Source organism: Rhodanobacter sp. UC4451_H18 (genome assembly GCF_052978225.1).
Genome location: NZ_CM129663.1, coordinates 3,682,185 through 3,703,114, shown reverse-complemented (window position 1 = coordinate 3,703,114; position 20,930 = coordinate 3,682,185). Strand labels below are relative to the sequence as shown.

Below are 20,930 nucleotides of genomic sequence, written 5' to 3'. Positions count from 1 at the left end.
TGGCGGCAGAGGAGTGAGTGAAGAGGAGCGAGAAGTGAGAGAAAGCGGGATGACGCAGACTGGATGCTTTCTCTCACTCCTCACTTCCAACCTCTCACTTCTCGCTCCATCGGATACGGGTAGAGCTTTTCCAGCGGCATGGAGATGCCGTCGTCGCCGACCACGCGGCAATGGCTGCGGTCGAGCTGGCGCGGGTCCTCGACACCGCAGCTGTGCGCGATGATGCCCACCTCGTGCATCACGTTGCGGGCGTAGTTCGCCACCTTCTCGCACTTGTCGGTGACCACCAGGCCGCGCTGCAGCTTCGGGTTCTGCGTGGTGATGCCGGTGGGACAGGTATTGCGGTTGCATTGCAGCGACTGGATGCAGCCCAGCGCCAGCATGAAGCCGCGCGCCGAGTTGACAAAATCCGCGCCGGTAGACATCGCCCGCGCCACGTCGTAGGCGGTGATGCACTTGCCCGAGCAGATCACCTTGATGCGCTGGCGCAGGCCGCGCCGGATCAGCACGTTCACCAGTTCCGGCAACGCCTCGTGCAATGGCAGGCCGACGCCTTCCATCAGCGTCTGCGGCGCCGCGCCGGTGCCGCCCTCGGAGCCGTCGACGATGATGAAGTCCGGTGCGCTCTCGATGCCGCGCAGCTCGACCTCGTCGCACAGTTGCTCGATCCAGTCCATGCCGCCGAACACCGCCTTGAAGCCGGTCGGCTTGCCGGTGAGCTCGCGGATGTGCGCGATCGCATCCATCAGCTGCGCCACGTTGGCGATGTCCAGGTGGCGGTTCGGGCTCTGCGAATCCTCGCCGACCGGGATGCCGCGGATCGCCGCGATCTCCTCGGTCACCTTGGCGCCCGGCAGCAGGCCGCCCATGCCCGGCTTGGCGCCCTGGCCGAGCTTGATGCTGACCATCTTCACCTGCCTGTGCGCGCAGATCGCGAGCAGCTTGTCGTCGTCGAGCTTGCCGTCGCTGGTACGCACGCCGTACTTGGCGGTGCCGATCTCGAACACGAGGTCGCAGCCGCCCTCCAGGTGGTACGGCGCCAGACCGCCTTCGCCGGTGTCCATCCAGATGCCGGCCTTGGCCGCGCCGATCGACAGCGCACGCACCGCCGGCGCCGACAGCGCCCCGAAACTCATCGCCGAGATGTTGAAGAACGCGGCGTGATCGTACGGCTCGCGCGCGTACGGGCCGATGCGCACCGGCTTGGCATCCACGTGGTGATCGCCCAGCGCCGGGAACGGTGCGTTGACGAAGAACGGCACGCCTTCGGCGCGCAGGTCGCGGGTGGAGCCGAACGCGTTGGTGTTCTCGGCGTTTTTCGCGGCGCGATAGACCCACACGCGCTGCGCGCGGTTGAACGGCAGTTCCTCGCGATCGCTCGAATACAGGTACTGGCGAAAGAACTCGCCCAGGTGCAGGAACCAGTAGCGGAAGTGGCCGATCACCGGGAAGTTGCGCAATACCGCGTTGGCGGTCTGGTTGCGGTCGATCACCCACGTGGCCATCAGCACCAGCACCGCCACCGCCAGCAGCATCAGCGCCAGCAGCGCGAAGGTCTCCACCAGTACCACCAGCCAATGCGAAAAACCCGTCGATTGCATGCCGCCTCTCCCCCGTCGTCATCCGGTGCGATGCCGCAAGCGTAACCCAACGGCGCGCGCCGCCTGGCTCACAGCTCGATGCGCAACGCCTCCTTCGCGCGCACCGCCTTGGCCACTGCCGCCTCCAGCGTGCCGGCGCGCGCCAGCGTCACCGCCATGCGCCGGCGGCCCTTCACCTCCGGCTTGCCGAAGATGCGCAACTGCGTGTCCGGCTCGGCCAGCGCCGCGGCCACGCCGTGGTAACGCGGCCCCGTGCCATCGCCTTCGACCAGCACTGCGCACGAGGCCGACGGTCCGTATTGGCGGATCACCGGGATCGGCAGGCCGAGGATCGCGCGCGCGTGCAGCGCGAACTCGGAAAGCTCCTGCGAGATCAGCGTGACCAGGCCGGTGTCGTGCGGCCGCGGGCTGACCTCGGAGAAGATCACCCGATCGCCCTTGACGAAAAACTCCACGCCGAACACGCCCCAGCCGCCCAGCGCGGCGGTCACCGCCGCGGCCTGCCGCTGCGCCTCGGCCAACGCGGCCTCGCTCATCGGCTGCGGCTGCCAGGATTCGCGATAGTCGCCGTCCTCCTGGCGATGGCCGATCGGTGCGCAGAAGCTGACGCCATCGACGTGGCGCACGGTGAGCATGGTGATCTCGTAATCGAAATCGACGAAGCCCTCGACGATCACCCGGCCCTTGCCGGCGCGCCCGCCGGACTGCGCGTACTCCCACGCGTGCTGCAACTCGTCGGCACGGCGCACCACGCTCTGGCCCTTGCCGGACGAACTCATCACCGGCTTGATCACGAACGGGTATCCGATCGCGGCGGCGGCCTCGCGGTACCGGGCCTCGTCGTCGCAGAAGCGATACGGCGAAGTCGGCAGCTGCAGCTCCTCGGCCGCCAGCTTGCGGATGCCTTCGCGGTCCATGGTGAGCCATGCCGCGCGGGCAGTCGGGATCACCCGCTGCCCTTCCTCTTCCAGCGCGAGCAGGGTCGGCGTGTGGATCGCCTCGATCTCCGGCACCACCAGGTCGGGCCGCTCGGCCTCGATCACCGCACGCAGCGCGGCGCCGTCGAGCATGTCGATCACGTGGCTGCGATGGGCGACCTGCATCGCCGGCGCGTCGGCGTAGCGATCCACCGCGATCACCTCCACCGCGTAGCGCTGCAACTCGATCGCCACCTCCTTGCCCAGCTCGCCGGCGCCCAGCAGCAGCACGCGCAGCGCGTGGTCGGTATGGGGCGTGCCGAATGGCTTCATCGGGTTCTCCGGTGCGGGCAAACCGGCATTGTATGCGGCCACGCGGGGCGTCCGGCGGCGGCGTTCACGGCATGCCGGAAGTTCGCTTGCATCAGATATCATTTTGATATCTAATTTTCCCACCTCAGGGAGACTGCTCATGAACGAACATCAAGGTTTTTCGGTCGCCGGCATTCCTTTCGTCGGCTTTTGCCTGGTGCTGGCCGGCATCGGCGTGTGGCTGGTGCTCGGCGCCATCCACGGCCAGCCGGACGCGCCGCCGCTGGCGCGGTTGCTGGGCGGCGCGCTGCTGCTGGCGATCGACGGCTTTCTGCTCAAGGGCTTCTTCCAGGTCGCGCCGAACGAGGGCCAGGTGCTGCAGCTGTTCGGCAAGTACGCCGGCACCGTGCGGGTCGAGGGCCTGCGCTGGACCAACCCGTTCTACTCGCGCCAGCGCATCTCGCTGCGCGTGCGCAACTTCGAGAGCGGCAAGCTCAAGGTCAACGACAACGACGGCAATCCGATCGAGATCGGCGCGGTGGTGGTGTGGCAGGTGCTGGATACCGCCGAGGCGGTGTTCTGCGTCGACGATTACGAGGACTTCGTGCACATCCAGAGCGAATCCGCGCTGCGCCAGATGGCGCAGAGCTACCCCTACGACGCCCACGACGACGGCAAGCCCTCGCTGCGCAGCCACGGCGAGGTGATCAACAACCACCTGCGCGACGAGATCCAGGCGCGGCTGGAGAAGGCCGGCGTGCAGGTGATCGAGTCGCGCATCAGCCACCTCGCCTACGCCCAGGAAATCGCCCAGGCGATGCTGCAGCGCCAGCAGGCCGGCGCGATCATCGCCGCGCGCACCCGCATCGTGGAAGGCGCGGTCAGCATGGTCGGCATGGCGCTGGTGCAATTGCGTGCGCAGGGCGTCGTGGAACTCGACGAGGAGCGCAAGGCGACCATGGTCAGCAACCTGCTGGTGGTGCTGTGCGGCGAACGCGGCACCCAGCCGGTGCTGAACACCGGCACCTTGTACTGACCCGTGGCCGGCGAAAAAAAAGCCTACCCGCTGCGCATCAGCGCAGCCGTACTCGACGCCATGCAGCGCTGGTCGGACGACGAACTGCGCAGCGTCAACGCCCAGATCGAGTACGTGCTGCGCGAGGCCTTGCGCAAGGCCGGCCGGCTCAAGGCCGGCCCGATCCGGCCGACGCCGGACGACGACGCAGACTGACCCCACCCATCCCCGAAGCCTGCCCATGCCCACCCATCCGACCAACCTGTCGGCCAGCGGCCCGCACCTGACGCTCGCCGTATTGTTCGGCGTCGCCGGCGCGTTGGCCACGCTGGCACTGATGCCTTATCTGCTGGCGCTGGTGCCGACGCAGCTCACCGCACTGCACTGGCCGCTGCCGGCCATCGTGCTGACGCAGGTGGGAGCGACCGGCGTGCTGTGCTGGTTGCTCGGCTGGGCGGGCCTGCGCCTGGGCGCACCGTACGGACTCGACGCACCGTGGCTGCGCGCCTGGGTATATGCGCAGCCGCGTGATCCGGCGCGGCGTTCGCGCTGGTTGCTGGCCGCGCTGCTCGGCGTACTCGCGGCGCTGGGGGTGATCGGCCTGTCGCTGCTCGGCCCGCAGCCGGCTCACACCGGGACGGTCATCGCGGCCTGGCGCGGCGCGCTGGCATTGCTCTACGGGGGCGTCGTGGAGGAAGTGTTGTGCCGCCTGTTCCCGATCGGCGCCATGGTGTGGATGCTGGCGCGCGGCAACGGACGCGTGGCGCGGCCGTGGATGTTCATGCTGGCAATCGTGCTGGCCGCGCTGCTGTTCGGCGCCGGCCACCTGCCCGCCGCGCACGCCGCCGGCATGCTCGGTACCCCGCTGCTGGTGGCGCGCATCGTGCTGCTCAATGCCATAGTCGGCATCGTCAGCGGCGGCCTGTTCTGGAAATACGGACTGGAGCACGCGATGCTCGCGCACTTCTGCGCCGACGTGGTGCTGCACGTGACCCTGCCGCTGATCGGCACCTGACGATCAACGCGTGTCGGCGCTCACCGCCTGCAATTGCGGCAGCTTCAGCAGGCGCACCTTCGGATGTTGCCCACCCGTCACGAACAGCCACGGCCCCTGCAGCACGATCGATTGCACGGGCGGCACGCCGTCTTCGGCGCCGAGGCGTTGCAGCGGCCGGCCGTCGCGGGCGTCATAGACGACCAGCTCGCGCGTCTGCGGATCGACCACCAGCAGCCAGTCGTGTCCGGCACCCTGCCAGTGCACCAGCTGGTTTGCCGCGGGAAGTTCCGTCGTTTCATCGGACGCCGGCAGCCACGACCACAGCAGGATCGCCGACAGCACGACGAGCAGCACGATGCCGGGCCGGCGCAGACGCTGCAGCAAGCGCCCGGGCCACGCGGCCGTGTCGGATGAATGCCGAAGGGCGATGCGCATGTCCATGCCGCCACCATCGCCGTCGACGATGACCGCCGCATGACACTTGCCGAAACTATTCGTGACGCGGGCGCAGCGCCCAACCCAGCGCCAGCCAGCCGATCACGAAGGCCAGCCCGCCGAACGGCGTGATGATTCCCGTCCAGCGCGGCGCACCGAGCGCCAGCGCGTACAGGCTGCCGCTGAACAGCACGATGCCGGCGGCAAACGCCACCGTCGCCACGCGCGCGCCGCGGCCGTGGCCGAGCGCCACGGCGAGCGCCAGGGCCAGCGCGTGCCAGGCGTGATATTCCACCGCGGTATGCCACAGCTCGACGGCACGGGCGTCCAGCATGCCGCGCAAGGCATGTGCGCCGAACGCGCCCAGCAGCACCGCGCTGGCGCCGGCGAGGCCGACCAGCAAGGCAGTGGCGAGGTGGGCAGGTTGTCGCATGGGCGGTGTATCTCCCGTACCGTCGGCGCCGCGGCGCGGCCGGTGTCGTATGCTTGAACGGATGAAGCTGCAGGATTCTCGCATGAAGTCACTTCGCACCCGCCTTGCCGCCCTGCTTGCGCTGCTGGTTGCCGGCACGCTGCTCGCCGGTTGCCACGGCGCGACGCCGCTGCCGTTCCGCCTGACCGACCTCACCGGCCACATGCCGCAGCTCGAGTTCAACCTGACCAGTGACGAGAACAAGCCGGTGTCCGCCACCGACTATCGCGGCAAGGTGGTGCTGCTGTTCTTCGGCTACACGCATTGCCCGGACGTCTGCCCGCTGACCATGGCCCAGCTGCACGTGGTGATGAAGAAGCTCGGCGCGCAGGCCGACGGCGCACGCATCCTGTTCGTCAGTGTCGACCCGACGCGGGACACGCCGGCCGTGCTGCACGGCTACGTCAACGCGTTCGACAAACATGCGATCGGGCTCACCGGCGCACCGCGCGCGGTCGAGGCACTGGTCAAGCGCTACCGCTCCGCGTTCACCCGCGAGCCGTCCGGCAAGGACGGCAACTACGAAGTGAGCCACAGCTCGGCGATCTACGTGTTCGACCGCGACGGCAACCCGCGCGTGTTGTACACCCCGGCCGACAAGCAGGACGACCTGGTACACGACCTGCAACTGCTGCTCGACCAGGGAGAACCGACATGAAGCACGCCCGCCTGTTTGCCCTGCTCGCCGGACTGTCGCTCGCTGCCGGCGTGCATGCCGCGGCCGCCGACCAGGTGCACGCCAGCCACGCCTGGATTCGCGTGTTGCCCGGCACGTTGCCGGCCGGCGGTTACGTCACGCTGGAAAACCGCGGCGACCAGCCGGTTGCGTTGACCGGCGCGCGCAGCACGGCATACGCGGAAGTGATGCTGCACCACAGCTCGACCCAGGGCGGCATGAGCCGCATGGCCATGGTCGAATCGTTGCCGATCCCCGCGCACGGCAGCGTCGTGCTGGGGCCCGGCGGCTATCACCTGATGCTGATGAAACCGGCCGCGGCGGTGTTACCCGGCAATCGGGTGCAAATGCAACTGCAATTCGACGACGGCAGCAGCCTGCCGGTCGACTTCGCCGCCCGCCCCGCCAATGCGCTGGGCGACGAGGCCCCCGCGTCTGCCCATTCCGGGCACTGATTCAATCCGCTCAGTCGTGCGCGCTGCCGGCGATCACCGTCGGCGGCAGCGGCTTGCGCGGCAGGCGCCCGTTGCGTGACAACCGCATCCAGTGGCGCAGCGCAATCAGGCCGCCGACCGACTCGATCAGCGCCGCCGGCACCCAGGTGATCAGCCCGCCGACCATCTGCCCGGTCAGCACGTTGAAGGTAAACGCGCGGCCGCAGATCTCGAAGATCGGATAGAGGTCGGTGCGCGAGAACGTGATGATCGCGCCAGCCAGGATCTGCGGCGTCATGGTGATCGCCGGCGACAGCACGCGCATGCCTGCCACCATGCGACCCGGCGGATGCGGGCGGTGGTCGAGCACCAGCGCCCAGTAGGCGAAGCCGCTGAGCAGCATCGTCCAGTTCATGAAGCGGTACACGCGCCAGTCCAGCATCGCCAGCGTCTGCAGGCTCGGGATCAGCCAGATCAGCACGAACACCACGAACAGCACGGTGACGATCGTGGGATTCATCAGCACGCCCATCACCGACCGCCACGGCCACGACCGCTGCAACGGCCGCAGCCACCGCGCCCGCCACGCCAGCGGCAGGCCGGCGCGCAGCGCACTGGCCGGATAGGCGATGACGATCAGCAGCGGCGCCAGGTGGTGCAACAGCAACTGCTGCAGGCGATGCATGAAGAACTCATGCTCGGCGTAGTAATCGAGATAAGTGTGCAGCGACAGGTAGATGATCGCCATGCCGATCCAGAACGCCAGCCGCCGGCTGGACGGCACCCTCAGGCGGCGGCTGCCGCGCCAGTACAGCACGCAGGCCAGCACGAACGTGGCCAGGAACAGCCACGAGAACTCCCACGGCACCACCCATTTCAACAGCGTTGCAATCACGATCGGCTTGCTTCCACGTCCGTCAGCACCGGCACGACCGGCGACCACCGCCCAGCATAGTGCGCCGCGCCGGCGCCGTCTGCCCTGCCGCGGACGATCGCTTGCGGCAGATTGCCGCCATCAGCGTCGACGCCGGCTGTGGCGGGTGCGACGCCAGCCGTACAGCAGGCCGATCAGCACCACCAGCGCCGGCACCAGCACGATGTTGATCACCTTCACGCGCAGACCCAGCGCGTCGATCTCGGCATTGAGCTGGTGCTGCACGTCGCGCAGCTCCTTGTTGATGGCGAGCTGGCGCTGGCGGAACTGCTCGATCTCGCGGCGCTGCTCGGGGGTGACCGTGCTCGACCGCGCACCCTTGGCCGGCTGCAGCTCGTCCAGCCGGCGGCGGGTGTCGGCCAGCTCCTTCTCCAGCTCCTGCTCCTTCTGCAGGAACTTCTGGTCGGCCACGTTGCGCAGCGCCTGCACCCGGGTGAACGGCCGCTGCGAGGTGGAGCGCGCGCGGATCGACAGCAGCGCCGACGAGCCGCTGAGGTTGTCGACCAGGTTGGTGACGAAATCACCGTTGTTGGCGAAGATGCGCACCATGGTCTGGCCCAGCACGGTCTGCGGCTCCACCCACAGACGATCGCTGAGCACGTCGGTGTCGGCCACCAGCACCACCTGTGCGTTGGCCGCCGAATGCGCACGGTGGCCCGGCTTGCCGGCGTCCTCGGGAAACGCGCTGACGAAGGTGCCGCGCAACCGCGCCGCCAGCACGTAGTGCGCGTTGTCCGCCTTGTAATCTTCGAGCAGGCTGGTCGGGTCGCTGCTGGCATCCATCACCCGCTGGGTCGGCGCCAGCTCGGCGTCGGCACTGCTCTGCAGCAGCGGGACCAGCCGCGCGGTCGCGGTCCGGGTGAGGTCGAAATGGCCGATGCTGGAGACGTTGATGCGCTGCAGGCTGGCGGTCACCGGATCATTGCGGTTGAGCTCCTGGTCGCCCAGCCCGAGCATTGCCGGATGGTTGAGGCTGCTGCCGGCCAGCTCGATTTGCAGGCCGCGGCTGCGGTCCAGCACCACCTCGCGCGGCTGGTATTCCACGCCCCACGCGGCGAACAGGCGCGGCAGGTCCGAGGCGTGCGCAGGCAAGCCGCCGATGTCGGGCGTGAACGGTGCGGCGTCGAGCTCGGCATCGGGATCGACGAACACCACCAGGTGGCCGCCGCCCATCACGTACTGGTCGATCGCGTACTGCGCGGCCGGCGGCAGCTGCTTGGGGTGGATCAGCAGCAGCACCTTCAGGCGATCATCCACGTGCTGCAGGGTGGCGGCGTCGAGGGTCTTCAGCTCGAACAACTGGCCCAGCTGCTGCATCACCGCCCAGGGCTGCTCGCCCAGCGCCAGGTCGCCCTGCACCGGCAGCGAGCTGAGCACGCCGATCTCCGGCTTGCGCACCTGGTTCAGCTCGTACAGCAGCTTGGCGATGTCGTATTCGAGGAAGGCCTCGCGCGAGGGATCGAAGAACGCGATCGAGAGCGATTTTTCCGGCGTGCCGGCGTCCTCCGCACCACGCGCCTCGCCCGGCGCCATGGCGCTGCCGGCCAGTCCGAAGAACACCCGCTCGCCGTTGCTGCCGCCATTGGCGGCAATCAGCCCGCTGCCCTCGGCGCCCGCCTCGTCGTCCGAATACGGCACCGGGTCGATCACGCGCAGGCGGATGCGCCCGTGCGAGCGCGCCACCATCTCCTGCAGCATCTCGTTGACGCGCCGCTCGTAGCTGCGCAGCTTGGGCAGGTCGCGCGTGGCGTGCTCGGAGAAGTACAGGGTCAGCTGCAGTGGCCGTTGCAGGCTGTCGACGATGTGCCGCGTGCCGGGCGTCAGCGTGTAGAGCTGGTCAGCGGTCAGGTCGATCCGCGTGGCATGCAGCCAGCGGCTGCTGGCCACCACCAGCGGCACCAGCACCAGCACCAGCGCCACCAGGCCGGCGTACAGCCAGCTGCTGCGGGTCAGGCGCAGCGGCGTGGTGAGCAGACGGGGCAGGCGCAGGCGCGGCATCGTTCAGCGCGTCCGCTTGAGGTCGAGCAGCAACACGCCGGCGACCAGCCAGCCCAGCGTGCTGAGCACGAAGTACAGCAGGTCGCGCAGGTCGAGCACACCGCGCGAGATCGCCTCGAAATGACGCAGCATCGAAAGGTGCGCCACGGCGTTGATGAGGCGCCGCGGCAGCGCGCCCTGGAAGAAATCCAGCACCTGCGGCTGCCCGGCCAGGATCAGCAGCACGCAGACCAGCGCGGTGAGGATGAAGGCCACCACCTGGCTGCGCGTCAGCGCCGACAGGCAGGCGCCGATGGCGATGAAGTTGCCGGCCATCAGCCAGCTGCCCAGGTAGCCGGCCAGGATCACGCCGTTGTCCGGCGCGCCCAGGTAGTTGACGGTGATCCAGATCGGAAAGGTCAGTGCCAGCGCCAGCCCGATGAACAGCCATGCGGCGAGGAACTTGCCGAGCATCGCCTGCCACAGCGTCAGCGGCAGGGTGAGCAGCAGTTCCAGCGTGCCGCCCTTGGTCTCCTCGGCCCACATGCGCATGGTGATCGCCGGCACCAGGATCAGGTACAGCCACGGGTGCATCACGAAGAACGGCTGCAGGTCGGCCTGTCCGCGCTCGTAGAAATCGCCGACGTAGAAGGTCAGGATGCCGGCGAGCACCAGGAAGATCACCAGGAAGACATAGGCCACCGGCGTCGCGAAGTAGCTGCCCAGCTCGCGCCGCACCACCGCGTTGACCGGACTCATGCCGCCACCCCGCGGCCGACTTCCTCACCGCTGGTGATCTGGCGGAACACCTCGTCGAGGCGGCCGCGTTCGAGCTGGATCTCGGAGACTTCAAGCCCCTGCTCTTGCAACAGCCGCTCGACCGGTTCCAGGATGCGCTCGCCCGGCTTGGGGAACACCGTGACGCGACCGTCCAGCGGGTCGATCTCCACTCCGGCCACCTGCGGCAGCCGGCCCAGCATTTCCTGCGACATGCCGCTGCCCGGCGCACTGAACGATACCGCGCCGTGATAACGCGAGCGCGCCTCCAGCTCGGCGGGCGTGGCATCCGCCAGCAGCTTGCCGCGGGCGATGATCACCACCCGGTTGCACAGCGCGTGCACTTCTTCCAGCAGGTGGGTGGAGATCAGGATCGTGCGGTCGCGCGCCATCATGTCGATCAGCTGGCGCACCGCGTGCTTCTGGTTCGGGTCGAGGCCGTCGGTGGGTTCGTCCAGCATCAGCACCGGCGGGTCATGCAGGATCGCCTGGGCCAGGCCCACGCGTCGGCGCAAACCCTTGGACAGCGTGTCGATGCCCAAGCCGAGCACCTCGTCCAGCTGCAGTTGCTGCACCACCGCATCCATGCGCCGATAGCCCGCCTCGCCGCGCAGCCCGCGGATGCGCACGATGAATTGCAGGAACTCGCGCACGGTCATCTCGCCGTAGCTGGGTGCGCCCTCGGGCAGATAGCCCAGCGCGCGCTTGGCCTTCAGCGGTTCGCGCATCGCGTCGTAGCCGCACACCCGCGCGCTGCCGGAGGTCGGCACCAGGAAGCCGGCGATCATGCGCATGGCCGTGGACTTGCCCGCGCCATTGGGTCCGAGCAGCCCCAGCACCTGGCCCGGCTCGACGCGGATGCTCAACGCATCCACCGCCGTGAGGTTGCCGTAGCATCGGGTGAGTTTGTCGGTTTCGATCATGTCCGCGAGCGGGCTGTGGCCGGGCTGGCGACGCGCTGGCCGCCGGCCAGTCGGGGCGCCGGAGTGTCCCGGCAATGTACCGCAAGAGCGCCGCGACCGCGCGCACGTCCGGCGTGCAGTCGCAGGGGCGCCCAAGAAAAAGGCCCTTTCATCACGAAAGGGCCTTCATCGAACAGCTGCCGTGCGCCAGGTTTATTCGGCGGCAGTGGCAGCCGCAGCCGGTGCGCTGGAGGCGGCCGGTGCGGGCGCCGAACCTGCAGCCGCCGGTGCACCGTTCTGCTCGGGCGGAAGCAGGCCTGCTTCCTGCTCCGGCGTCTGCGCCGGCGCGTCGAGCAGCGGCAGCGACACCTGGTGGCGTGCGTAGCTGGTGATCGCACCGGTGGAATCCCTCACCTCTGCCGCGACCACGATGTCGTAGGGCGGGTTCACGGTGCTGTCGAACTTGTAACCGTGGGTCTGCGCGTAGGCGGTGAGCATCTTCACGGTCTGCGGCACGCCGTTGAAGGTGCCTTCCCAGATGCCCTGCAGCGTGGAACCGCCGAAGGCCATCATGCCGCGCACATCGCCTTCCACCACCAGGTTGCCGAAGCGGTCGCGGGTGCCGGCCGTGGCGGCGGCCGCGGCGGCTGCGGCGGCGGAAGCGGACGGCGCCGGCTCGGCGGCTGCGGTCGCGTCCAGCGTGGGCGCGACGGGAGCGGTCAGCTGCTCGCTCTGGCCGTTGATGGTCAGCGTGCTGGAGTCGATCGGCAGGGCCACGTCGAAATCGAAATCCGGATCGCCGTAGTTGGTGATGAACAGGATCGCCGGGCCGGTCACGTTCACGCCCAGCTTCTTGGCCTGCGCCTTCAGCTCGGTCTGCGACTGCGCCAGGATGTCGTCGAGCACTTCGGAGCCGCCCTTGCTGCGGTCGATGTGACGCGTGACGAACAGCACCGGGGTCGGCTGCGACTGCGCGATCTTCGGCATCAGGCCGCTGTAGTCGACGTTGGCCACGCCGGCCAGCACGTTCTGCAGGTTGTTCAGGCTGAACTGGATGAACGAGTCCGGATCGCCGTGGATGTACAGGTTCGCGAAGCGGTTGATCAGGTTCCAGCCGTACTGCACGTCGTACGACCAGGTGATCTGGGTCAGGCGGCCGTGACCCTGGCGCTCGAGATCCAGCGTGAAATGCTTGTCCAGACCGCGCCAGTTGTTGTCCAGGTTCCAGACGATGGTCGCATCCTGCGTGTTGTTGTCGATCTGGTCGAACTGCGGCGTGGCGCTGGCGATGGTCAGACCGCCGTCACCCAGCTTGGGGTCGGTGCTGGTCCAGCTGATCTCGGAACCCGGGCCATACGCCTTGCCGGAGAACTTGAACTGCACGCCGCTGTCCTGTGAACGGAGCACGGAGTAATCCGGGAAGCGCCGGAAATTGTTCAGCAGGTCGTACACCTGGCGCATGTCCTTGCCGACAACCTGTGAGCGTTCGACGTGCCCGCTGGAGGGCATGACCACCGCCGCCACCACGCCAATCACCGCGACGATGACCAGGGCAACCAGAAATTCAAAGACACGCATCATTCCAGAGTTCTCCGAAGCGTCTTTACGCCATACCTTGAGTGTGCCCCAACAGCTGCGCGGGCCCAGGGGGCAGCAGCGGGGGTCGGCAAACGCCGAAGCCGCCGATGTTACTTGCTCGCGGGCTTGAACGCCATCCGCCCGCAGAGGCTCCCGCCGCGGCCGCGAAGGCAGCTCCACCCAAGGCGCGCAACCCCGTCGGAGCTCATACGATGCCCAGTTCCAGCGCCTTCAGCACGGCCCGGGTGCGATCGCGCACGCCGAGCTTGGAAAGGATGTTGGAGACGTGGTTCTTGACCGTGCCCTCGGCCACCTTCAGCGAGTTGGCGATCTCCTTGTTGCTGTAGCCGCCGGAGAGCAGGCGCAGGATCTCCGTCTCGCGCTCGGTCAGCGGGTCGGGCTGTTCGAGGCTGGTGAACTGGTTCTGCATCCGCGCCACGCCGGCCATCAGGCGCTGGGTGACCATCGGCGCCACCAGCGAGCCGCCGGCGGCGACGGTGCGCACGGCCTCGACCAGCTGCTCCAGCGAGACGTCCTTCAGCAGGTAGCCGCGCGCGCCGGCCTTGAGGCCCTGCAGCACCAGCTGGTCGTCGTCGAAGGTGGTCAGGATGATGGTCGGCGGCAATTCGTTGCGCGCCGACAGCGCCTGCAGGACTTCCAGCCCGCTCATGTTCGGCATGCGCAGGTCCAGCAGCATCACGTCGGGCTTGATCCGCGGCACCTCCAGCACGGCCTGCGCGCCGTCGGCGCACTCGGCCACCACGCGGATGTCCTCGGCCAGGTCCAGCAGCGAACGGACGCCCTGCCGCACCAGGTTCTGATCGTCGACGAGACAGACGGAAATCATCGGGGATCCTCGGTCATGGGTGACTGGCGGCTGGCTGGGTGGTGCCCCTGGGGAAGCGCCGTATTGTTGCACGGCTTCCGCCGCGGGCGACCGCGCCTGCACGAGGGCTGCCGCCGAACCACTTACGAAACATCCAGCGCCGGCGGCTCGAACCGCGAGGGCGTGTGCGCCAGCGCCGCCTGCTCGCCCAGTGGCAGCCGCACGGTCAGCGCAAAGCCTCGACTCAGGCCGGCATCCAGCGACACGCTGCCGCCGAACTCGGCCAGGCGCTCGCGCATGCCGGACAGGCCGTTGCCTTCGGCCACCTGGTCGGCGCCGCGACCGTCGTCGCGCGCGTGCAGCCCCAGCTGGCCGGCCTCGGCGTAGGCAAAATTGAGCCACAGGTTGCGCGCGCCCGCGTGTCGCGCGGTATTGGTGACGATTTCCTGCGCGCAGCGCAGCAGCACCTGGGCGCGCTGCGGGTCCTCCACGCTGAAGCGCGGCGGCATCGCCACGTGCACGTTCAGGCCGGGCACGCCCTCGGTGAGGCCGCGCAGCGCCTGGGTCAGGTCGATCGAGTCGTCCTGGCGCAACTCGCTGACCACCTCGCGCACGTCGGCCAGCAGCAGCTTGGCCGTGCTCTGCGCCTTGCGCACGTGCGCCGCGGCCGCCTCGTTGGTGAGGTGGCAGGCCACTTCCAGGTTCAGGCTGAGCGCGGTGAGATGGTGGCCGATCAGGTCGTGCAGGTCGCGTGCGATGCGCATGCGCTCGGCGATCCGGCTCGATTCGGCCAGCAACGCCCGCGTGGTGCGCAGCTCGGAGTTCAGGCGGCGCTGCACGTCGCTCTGCTCGGCCTGCTGGCTGGTCGCCAGCGAGGCGATGTAGGTCAGCGCCGAGATGCCCAGGTAGATGCTGGTCTGCAGGAAGGCCAGTCCGACGCTGTGGTCGTACTCAGGGAAGTTGACGAACACCGCGACCAGGCTGAGGTTCTGCAGCACGATGCACAGCACGCCCAGCCACACCGGCAGCAGCCACGGCAACGCCACCGCGCTGATCGCCATCAGCATCGCCGACAGGCCGCTGTGGCTGTACCAGCCCACCGCCATCGCGAAGAAGCTCATCGCCACCAGCCCGATCAGGCGCAGCCCCTGGTAACGGCGCTGGCCGAGGTTGCTGGTGACCACCCAGTACAGGAGGCCGAACAGCAGGTAGCACAGCGTCCACATCAGCAACGCGAGGTTGGGCCGATGCAGCAGGCTCACCCGTTCGGCCGCCCAGCTGGTGATCAGCGGGGTACCCACGCACAGGTAGGTGAACAGGCCGGCGTAGCGCAGCAGCCGCACGTGGTTGAAGTTGGACAATTGCATGCCCGGCATCATAGGGGAGCACGCCACGCGCGCAATGCGCGGGAAGTCACGCCCGGCCAGGCCTTGCCGGCACCGTTTTACGCCGGTTTTACATGTTCCCGGCTTGATGCCAGCGCGACAGCCGCATGGCATAATGCGCCGTCCGGGAGCCGCACCGTCGACTCCTGTCCCGATTCCACCATTGCGGAGCAACGAATGGCCCTTGCCATCCGCGACGTGCGCGAGCACGACCTGGATGCCGTGCTGGCGCTCAACAACGCCGCCGGTCGCTCCATCCTCACCCTCGATGCCGGCCAGTTGCGCTACTTCTTCGAGCACGCGAACTACTTCCGCGTCGCCGAGATCGACGGCCACATGGCCGGTTTCCTGATCGCCCTGCGCGAAGGGCTCGACTACGACAGCCCGAACTACCGCTGGTTCGCGGCGCATTACCCGCAGTTCGTCTACATCGACCGCATCGTGATCGCCAACGCCTACCGGCGCCACGGGCTGGGCCGCATTTTCTACAGCGATGTGCACAGCTACGCCGAAGTGCGCGTGCCGCTGCTGACCTGCGAGGTGTTCCTGGAGCCGCGCGACGACGTGGTGGTGCTGTTCCACGGCACCTACGGCTTCCAGGAGGTCGACCAGCAGAAGATGGGGCCCGACGGCCCGCAGGTCAGCCTGCTGGCGAAGGACCTGCCCAGCTACGCCTACGTCCGCGACACCTGGCTGGAGCACGGCGGGCTGCCCGACACGGCGTGGCTGGCCGAGCGCGAGCTGCCGCACGACGACAGCGGCCAGCGGCGTATCGCCCGCGAGCGGCACGCATGAACGCCCGCGCCGAAACCAACGACGCCTGCGACCTGCGCTTCGGCCAGGTCGGCATCGCCTGCGTGCGCGTGCGCCGGGTCGACGCCGCCGCGCTGTGCGACGAACTCGAACGCCGCGTGCGCGCCGCGCCGCAGATGTTCGCCCGCGCCGCGGTAGTGCTGGACCTGAGCCACCTGTCGAGCCTGCCCGACGACGGCGCGGTCGACGCCCTGCTGGAGGCCGTGCGCAGCGCCGGCATGCTGCCGGTGGGCCTGGCCTACGGCACCAGCGAGACCGAGGCGCTGGCCAAGCGCATGGGCCTGCCGCTGATCGCCAAGTTCCGCGCGGCGTACGAACCGGCCGCGGCCGCGCCGGCGGCAGCCCAGCCGGCGCGCACCGAACCCGCGCCGCCGCCCGAACCGATCCTGTCCACCCCCGCCGCCGGCAACCGGCAAAGCACCGAGCACCACATCGGCACGGTGCGCTCCGGCCAGCAGGTCTACGCGCGTGACTGCGACTTGATCGTCACCGGCACCGTCGCCAACGGCGCGGAGGTGATCGCCGACGGCAACATCCACATTTACGGTGGCCTGCGCGGGCGTGCCATGGCCGGCGCGCAAGGCGACGAGAAGGCGCGCATCTTCGTCTCCGGCTTCCGCGCCGAGCTGGTCGCGATCGCCGGGCAGTACCGCGTGTTCGAGCAGATTCCGGCCGAACTCGAAGGTCAATCCGTGCAATGCTGGCTGGAAGGCGAAAAGCTGCTGATCGCCAGGCTGTGATCGTTCACCACGCATCCTGTACAACAAGAACAACCACGCGGAGATGGGCCCTTGACTGCTGAGATTATCGTTGTCACCTCCGGCAAAGGCGGCGTCGGCAAGACGACGACCAGCGCCTCGCTCGCCACCGGCCTGGCCATGGCCGGCAAGAAAACCGCGGTGATCGACTTCGACGTCGGCCTGCGCAACCTCGACCTGATCATGGGCTGCGAACGCCGCGTGGTGTACGACTTCGTCAACGTCGTGCACGGCGAGGCCACGCTCAAGCAGTCGCTGATCAAGGACAAGCGCTACGACAACCTGTACGTGCTGGCTGCCAGCCAGACCCGCGACAAGGACGCGCTGACCATGGAAGGCGTCGAGAAGGTGCTCGACGGCCTGTCCGCGGAGGGTTTCGAGTACGTGGTGTGCGACTCCCCCGCCGGCATCGAGAAGGGCGCCCACCTGGCGATGTACTTCGCCGACCACGCCGTGGTGGTGGTCAACCCGGAAGTGTCCTCGGTGCGCGATTCGGACCGCATCCTCGGCCTGCTCGCCAGCAAGACCCGGCGCGCCGAGAAGGGCGAGACCCCGGTCACCCAGCACCTGCTGCTGACCCGCTACAACCCGGCGCGCGTGGCGATCGGCGAGATGCTCAGCGTGAAGGATGTGGAGGAAATCCTCGGCATCGAGGTGGTCGGCGTGATCCCCGAATCGGAGAACGTGCTGACCGCCTCCAACAACGGCATCCCGGTAATCGTCGACGCCAACTCGCAGGCCGGCCAGGCCTACGGCGACACGGTGGCCCGCATTCTCGGCGAAGAGCGCCCGTTGCGCTTCATCGACGTGCCCAGGAAGGGCTTTCTCCAGCGCGTGTTCGGAGGTTGATCACGATGGGTATTCTCGATTTCCTGAAGCGCAAGCCCGAAGCCACCGCCACGGTGGCGCGCGAACGCCTGCGCATCATCGTGGCGCAGGAGCGCTCCACCCGCGGCGCACCGGACTACCTGCCGATGATGCGCAACGAACTGCTCGAAGTGATCAAGAAATACGTCCACGTCGACCTCGATGCGATCAACATCAACTTCGAGCGCGACAGCGGCCACGAGATCCTCGAACTCTCGGTCACCCTGCCGGAAGGCAAGCAGGCGGCCAAGGGCGAGAACAAGGACGAAGCCAGGACCGGCTGAGCCGCGGCCAGCCGGTTTTCATCATTCGACAGCCCGCCGGCACCCTGTCCGGCTCCACTCCGCCGCCACCGCACGCGCCCGGCGCACGACCATGCATCCCGACATCACGCGACCTTCCGGCGATCCGGCCCGCACCGTGCTGCGCATGGCCGACATCGGATTCGACGCGCCCGCGGCGCTGCTCGGCCGCTTCGGCCTGCACCTGCAGCGGGTGGCGGCGGGTGAACCGATTCCCGGCAGCTTCTGGGGCGAGGAGGAGGCCGGCATCATCGGCACCACCGTCTACGCCCGCGACGACACGCCGGCGCACTCGCTGCTGCACGAGGCCGGCCACCTGATCGTGCTGCCGGCGGATAGACGTCCGGACGTCCATACCGACGCCACCGATTCGATCGAGGAAGAAGACGCCACCTGCTACCTGCAGATCGTGCTGGCCGACGAGCTGCCCGGCGTGGGCCGCGAACGCCTGATGCGCGACATGGACGCCTGGGGCTATTCGTTCCGGCTCGGCTCGACCCGCGCGTGGTTCGAACACGACGCCGAAAATGCCCGCGAATTTCTCAAGGCGCGCGGCCTGCCGCACACCTGACGCAAATCCCCGACTCCGAACCCCGAATCCCGGCTACCTGGCGTGCCAGTTGCCGTCGCGGCCCTTCTCGTACTTCTGCTTGACCGCCGACCAGGCGACCTTGTGCGCCACTTCCTCGCGTGACTCGTCGCCACGCCGCTCGTCCTTGTCGGCGTATTCGTCCCAGGCGCTGTTGAATGCTTCCTTGTAGATCTCCTGCGCGTGCCTGGGCAGGTGGTCGCGTACGGAATCGGGCAGGTTGCTGATGGAGGAATAAGGCATGGCCGCAGGCTCCGCAATGGATGGTGAGGCTGGGTACCGTGTACCGCGCGCGATCAACCTGCCGTCAATTCCATGTGGTCTGCGCGGAAAGCACCGCCGCTCAGCGACGCGAGACGTGCGGGTCGTTCGGCACGTACCAGCGCCACGGCTCGTCGACCGCGCGGGTGATGCCGACGCGCGGCGTGACCACCGGCGCGGCGGGCGGCGGCACGCCATCGTCGACGATGCTGAAGCCGCCGGCGCCGTCGACCAGGTCGATGCCGTCCTGCGCGCGGTCGATGCCCATCGCCTGGCACAGCCGCGCCGGTCCGCGGCACAGGTCGCGATCGCTGCGGCAGGCGGGGCGTGCGGCGCGCATCGCGGCCAGCCCGTCCAGCGGCGCCAGCGCGCGCAACAACACCGCCACGCCCTCGCCCTCCTCGCCGCAGACCGGGTTGCAACACCAATGCATGCCGTAGGTGAAGTACACATAGAGCAGCCCCGGCATACCGAACATCGTCGCGTTGCGCGCCGTGCGGCCGCGCCAGGAGTGCGCGGCCGGATCGGTCGGCCCGCAGTAGGCTTCGGTTTCCACGATGCGGCCGCTGCGGCCGTCGGCGTGCCGCAGCACCTTGTTCAGCAGTTCCGGCGCCACCGTGCGCGGGTCGCGCCGGTAGAATGCGCGCTCCAGCACCATGGCGCGATCAACCCGCCGGCTGCGGCTGGTAGTTGCCGACATCCGCGCGGAATCCGATGGCCAGCCGGTTCCAGCCGTTGATCGCGATGATCGCCAGGGTGAGATCGACCATGGCCTTGTCGTCGAACTGGGTGCGTACCTCGTCATACAGGGCGTCAGGCAGATCGTTCGTCGATACCAGGGTGACCGCCTCGGCCCAGGCCAGCGCGGCACGCTCGCGCGCCGAGTAGAACGGCGCCTCGCGCCACGCCGCCAGCACGTGCAGCCGCTGCTCGGTTTCGCCGGCGGCGCGCGCGTCCTTGCTGTGCATGTCCAGGCAGTACGCGCAGCCGTTGCTCTGCGACACGCGCATCTTCACCAGCTCGATCAACGAATGCTCCAGGCCGCTGCCGCGAACCTGGGCTTCCATCGCCAGCATGGCCTTGAAGGCGGCCGGCGAGGCGGTCCTGTAGTCGATGCGTCCACTCATTCCTGTCACCTCTCGTCAGTTCGAACCGGTTCGAACAGTTGCTGCGCGTCGGCGTAGCCGAAGTCGGCAACCAGTCCCTCGAAATTTCCGCTCTCGCGCATGCGCGCCAGCGCGTGATCGACGGCCGCCAGCGCCAGCGTGGTCAGCCGCGTGGCGGTGCTGACCCGGGCCACGCCGAGCCGGAAAAGCTCGGCCAGGCCGGGCATGCCGGCGCCTGCCGCGACGTTGACCGGCGCGTCGAGCGCGCGCACCAGCGCGGCCAGCGTGGCCGGATCGGCCAGTCCGATCGGATAGATGCAGTCGGCGCCCGCGGCGAGGTAGGCGCGGCCACGCTCGATGGCGTCGGCCAGGCGTGCGGCCGGCTCGGCGCCGTCATGCTGCATCCAGTGATCGACCCGTGCATTGATCACGATCGGCACCCCGGCCGCGTCGGCGGCCGTTCGTGCCGCGCGCACCCGCGCCGCCGCCGCGGACGCCTCGCGCAGCGGGCCGTGGCCCGGCATGCCGTCCTCGATGTTGATGCCGACGGCGCCCGCGGCAATCACCGACTGCACCGTCGCGGCCACCTCCGCCGGCGTCTCGCCGTAGCCGGTCTCGATATCCACCGTCACCGGCACCTCCGCCGCGCGCACGATGCGGGCGACCGCCGCCAGCACCTCGTCCAGCGGCGCCTGCTCGCCATCGGCGTAGCCCAGCGACCACGCCACGCCGGCGCTGGTGGTGGCCACCGCGGCGAAGCCCCGCCGCGCGAACAGCCGCGCGCTGAGCGCATCCCAGGCGTTGGGCAGCAGCAGTACGCGGCTGCGGTCATGCAGGCGCCGGAACGCCTGCGCCATGTCTGTCCGGGCCCGTGACTGCATCGTCGCGCGTCGCCTCGTCTGGCGGAGTTGACCTTGCAGCATACGCCGCCGGCCACACTGGCGCATGGCGCCTGCTACAGTCCGCGCCGATCGACCCGAAGCTGTCGCGGGCTGC

At 68.6% G+C, this 20,930-nt stretch carries 25 protein-coding genes; 10 read left to right on the top strand and 15 right to left on the bottom strand.

The genetic code is table 11. The annotated features are described in order from the left end of the window. Window positions 1-80: 80 nt before the first annotated feature. Together ACVCMG_RS16595 and purT are read right to left on the bottom strand one after the other, a co-directional pair. Window positions 81-1,601: an FMN-binding glutamate synthase family protein gene (locus tag ACVCMG_RS16595; protein ID WP_395119436.1), complete on the bottom strand. Its 1,521-nt coding sequence runs from the start codon at window positions 1,599-1,601 to the stop codon at window positions 81-83. A gap of 68 nt (window positions 1,602-1,669) precedes the next feature. Beyond that, window positions 1,670-2,851, bottom strand: a complete 1,182-nt coding sequence (purT, locus tag ACVCMG_RS16590; protein ID WP_447114580.1) for a formate-dependent phosphoribosylglycinamide formyltransferase — start codon at window positions 2,849-2,851, stop codon at window positions 1,670-1,672. A gap of 139 nt (window positions 2,852-2,990) precedes the next feature. Here purT and ACVCMG_RS16585 point away from each other — a divergent pair, with 139 nt between their 5' ends. The 3 genes from ACVCMG_RS16585 to ACVCMG_RS16575 are packed head-to-tail and all read left to right on the top strand — an operon-like array spanning window position 2,991 to window position 4,860. Further along, the gene (locus ACVCMG_RS16585) at window positions 2,991-3,866 is read left to right on the top strand and encodes an SPFH domain-containing protein (RefSeq protein WP_447106395.1); all 876 of its coding nucleotides are present in this window, start codon (window positions 2,991-2,993) and stop codon (window positions 3,864-3,866) included. 3 nt (window positions 3,867-3,869) lie between these two features. After that, complete coding sequence (locus ACVCMG_RS16580) at window positions 3,870-4,061, top strand: Arc family DNA binding domain-containing protein (protein WP_395119440.1); 192 nt, start codon at window positions 3,870-3,872, stop codon at window positions 4,059-4,061. A gap of 25 nt (window positions 4,062-4,086) precedes the next feature. After that, the gene (locus tag ACVCMG_RS16575) at window positions 4,087-4,860 is read left to right on the top strand and encodes a CPBP family glutamic-type intramembrane protease (RefSeq protein WP_447114579.1); all 774 of its coding nucleotides are present in this window, start codon (window positions 4,087-4,089) and stop codon (window positions 4,858-4,860) included. 3 nt (window positions 4,861-4,863) lie between these two features. On the opposite strand, the gene ACVCMG_RS16570 is transcribed toward ACVCMG_RS16575, so the two are convergent. Both ACVCMG_RS16570 and ACVCMG_RS16565 read right to left on the bottom strand, forming a co-directional pair. Then, window positions 4,864-5,277, bottom strand: a complete 414-nt coding sequence (locus ACVCMG_RS16570) for a hypothetical protein (protein ID WP_447106396.1) — start codon at window positions 5,275-5,277, stop codon at window positions 4,864-4,866. Between the two features lie 55 nt (window positions 5,278-5,332). Beyond that, on the bottom strand, window positions 5,333-5,710 hold the full coding sequence (locus ACVCMG_RS16565; RefSeq protein WP_447098518.1) for a DUF423 domain-containing protein: 378 nt from the start codon (window positions 5,708-5,710) through the stop codon (window positions 5,333-5,335). 82 nt (window positions 5,711-5,792) lie between these two features. Between ACVCMG_RS16565 and ACVCMG_RS16560 the strand changes: the two genes are divergently transcribed. Both ACVCMG_RS16560 and ACVCMG_RS16555 read left to right on the top strand, forming a co-directional pair. After that, window positions 5,793-6,407, top strand: coding sequence for an SCO family protein (locus ACVCMG_RS16560; RefSeq protein WP_395119449.1), 615 nt, complete (start codon window positions 5,793-5,795; stop codon window positions 6,405-6,407). Next, window positions 6,404-6,880: a copper chaperone PCu(A)C gene (locus tag ACVCMG_RS16555; RefSeq protein WP_447106397.1), complete on the top strand. Its 477-nt coding sequence runs from the start codon at window positions 6,404-6,406 to the stop codon at window positions 6,878-6,880. The genes ACVCMG_RS16560 and ACVCMG_RS16555 overlap by 4 nt, the downstream gene beginning before the upstream one ends. A 10-nt stretch (window positions 6,881-6,890) precedes the next feature. Here ACVCMG_RS16555 and ACVCMG_RS16550 read toward each other — a convergent pair whose 3' ends face one another. From ACVCMG_RS16550 to ACVCMG_RS16520, 7 genes are all read right to left on the bottom strand, one after another. Further along, window positions 6,891-7,754: a cytochrome c oxidase assembly protein gene (locus tag ACVCMG_RS16550; RefSeq protein WP_447114578.1), complete on the bottom strand. Its 864-nt coding sequence runs from the start codon at window positions 7,752-7,754 to the stop codon at window positions 6,891-6,893. Window positions 7,755-7,874: 120 nt separating this feature from the next. Beyond that, a complete protein-coding gene (locus ACVCMG_RS16545) occupies window positions 7,875-9,791 on the bottom strand; it encodes a GldG family protein (protein WP_447114577.1) in 1,917 nt (638 codons plus the stop codon). A gap of 3 nt (window positions 9,792-9,794) precedes the next feature. Continuing rightward, complete coding sequence (locus tag ACVCMG_RS16540) at window positions 9,795-10,529, bottom strand: ABC transporter permease subunit (RefSeq protein WP_395119457.1); 735 nt, start codon at window positions 10,527-10,529, stop codon at window positions 9,795-9,797. Beyond that, window positions 10,526-11,470, bottom strand: a complete 945-nt coding sequence (locus tag ACVCMG_RS16535) for an ABC transporter ATP-binding protein (protein ID WP_395119459.1) — start codon at window positions 11,468-11,470, stop codon at window positions 10,526-10,528. The genes ACVCMG_RS16540 and ACVCMG_RS16535 overlap by 4 nt, the downstream gene beginning before the upstream one ends. A gap of 192 nt (window positions 11,471-11,662) precedes the next feature. Further along, the gene (locus ACVCMG_RS16530; protein WP_395119461.1) at window positions 11,663-13,030 is read right to left on the bottom strand and encodes a polyketide cyclase; all 1,368 of its coding nucleotides are present in this window, start codon (window positions 13,028-13,030) and stop codon (window positions 11,663-11,665) included. Between the two features lie 202 nt (window positions 13,031-13,232). After that, on the bottom strand, window positions 13,233-13,874 hold the full coding sequence (locus tag ACVCMG_RS16525) for a response regulator (RefSeq protein WP_395119463.1): 642 nt from the start codon (window positions 13,872-13,874) through the stop codon (window positions 13,233-13,235). Window positions 13,875-13,996: 122 nt separating this feature from the next. Beyond that, on the bottom strand, window positions 13,997-15,220 hold the full coding sequence (locus ACVCMG_RS16520; RefSeq protein WP_395119465.1) for a sensor histidine kinase: 1,224 nt from the start codon (window positions 15,218-15,220) through the stop codon (window positions 13,997-13,999). A 195-nt stretch (window positions 15,221-15,415) separates the two neighbouring features. Between ACVCMG_RS16520 and ACVCMG_RS16515 the strand changes: the two genes are divergently transcribed. From ACVCMG_RS16515 to ACVCMG_RS16495, 5 genes are all read left to right on the top strand, one after another. Next, complete coding sequence (locus ACVCMG_RS16515) at window positions 15,416-16,033, top strand: GNAT family N-acetyltransferase (protein WP_395119467.1); 618 nt, start codon at window positions 15,416-15,418, stop codon at window positions 16,031-16,033. Next, on the top strand, window positions 16,030-16,791 hold the full coding sequence (gene minC / locus ACVCMG_RS16510) for a septum site-determining protein MinC (RefSeq protein WP_395119469.1): 762 nt from the start codon (window positions 16,030-16,032) through the stop codon (window positions 16,789-16,791). The genes ACVCMG_RS16515 and minC overlap by 4 nt, the downstream gene beginning before the upstream one ends. Before the next feature lie 51 nt (window positions 16,792-16,842). After that, a complete protein-coding gene (minD, locus tag ACVCMG_RS16505) occupies window positions 16,843-17,658 on the top strand; it encodes a septum site-determining protein MinD (protein WP_395119471.1) in 816 nt (271 codons plus the stop codon). Window positions 17,659-17,663: 5 nt separating this feature from the next. Next, on the top strand, window positions 17,664-17,960 hold the full coding sequence (gene minE / locus ACVCMG_RS16500) for a cell division topological specificity factor MinE (protein WP_395119473.1): 297 nt from the start codon (window positions 17,664-17,666) through the stop codon (window positions 17,958-17,960). 91 nt (window positions 17,961-18,051) lie between these two features. Next, a complete protein-coding gene (locus ACVCMG_RS16495) occupies window positions 18,052-18,549 on the top strand; it encodes a hypothetical protein (RefSeq protein WP_447114576.1) in 498 nt (165 codons plus the stop codon). A 33-nt stretch (window positions 18,550-18,582) separates the two neighbouring features. Here ACVCMG_RS16495 and chaB read toward each other — a convergent pair whose 3' ends face one another. From chaB to ACVCMG_RS16475, 4 genes are all read right to left on the bottom strand, one after another. Beyond that, on the bottom strand, window positions 18,583-18,810 hold the full coding sequence (gene chaB, locus ACVCMG_RS16490) for a putative cation transport regulator ChaB (RefSeq protein WP_395119477.1): 228 nt from the start codon (window positions 18,808-18,810) through the stop codon (window positions 18,583-18,585). A 100-nt stretch (window positions 18,811-18,910) separates the two neighbouring features. Continuing rightward, the gene (locus tag ACVCMG_RS16485) at window positions 18,911-19,486 is read right to left on the bottom strand and encodes a DNA-3-methyladenine glycosylase (RefSeq protein ID WP_395121413.1); all 576 of its coding nucleotides are present in this window, start codon (window positions 19,484-19,486) and stop codon (window positions 18,911-18,913) included. Between the two features lie 7 nt (window positions 19,487-19,493). Then, window positions 19,494-19,955 (bottom strand): carboxymuconolactone decarboxylase family protein, encoded by a 462-nt coding sequence (locus tag ACVCMG_RS16480; protein WP_447114575.1) that lies wholly within the window; start codon window positions 19,953-19,955, stop codon window positions 19,494-19,496. A 5-nt stretch (window positions 19,956-19,960) separates the two neighbouring features. Continuing rightward, window positions 19,961-20,791, bottom strand: coding sequence for an isocitrate lyase/PEP mutase family protein (locus ACVCMG_RS16475; protein WP_395119481.1), 831 nt, complete (start codon window positions 20,789-20,791; stop codon window positions 19,961-19,963). Window positions 20,792-20,930 lie beyond the last annotated feature (139 nt).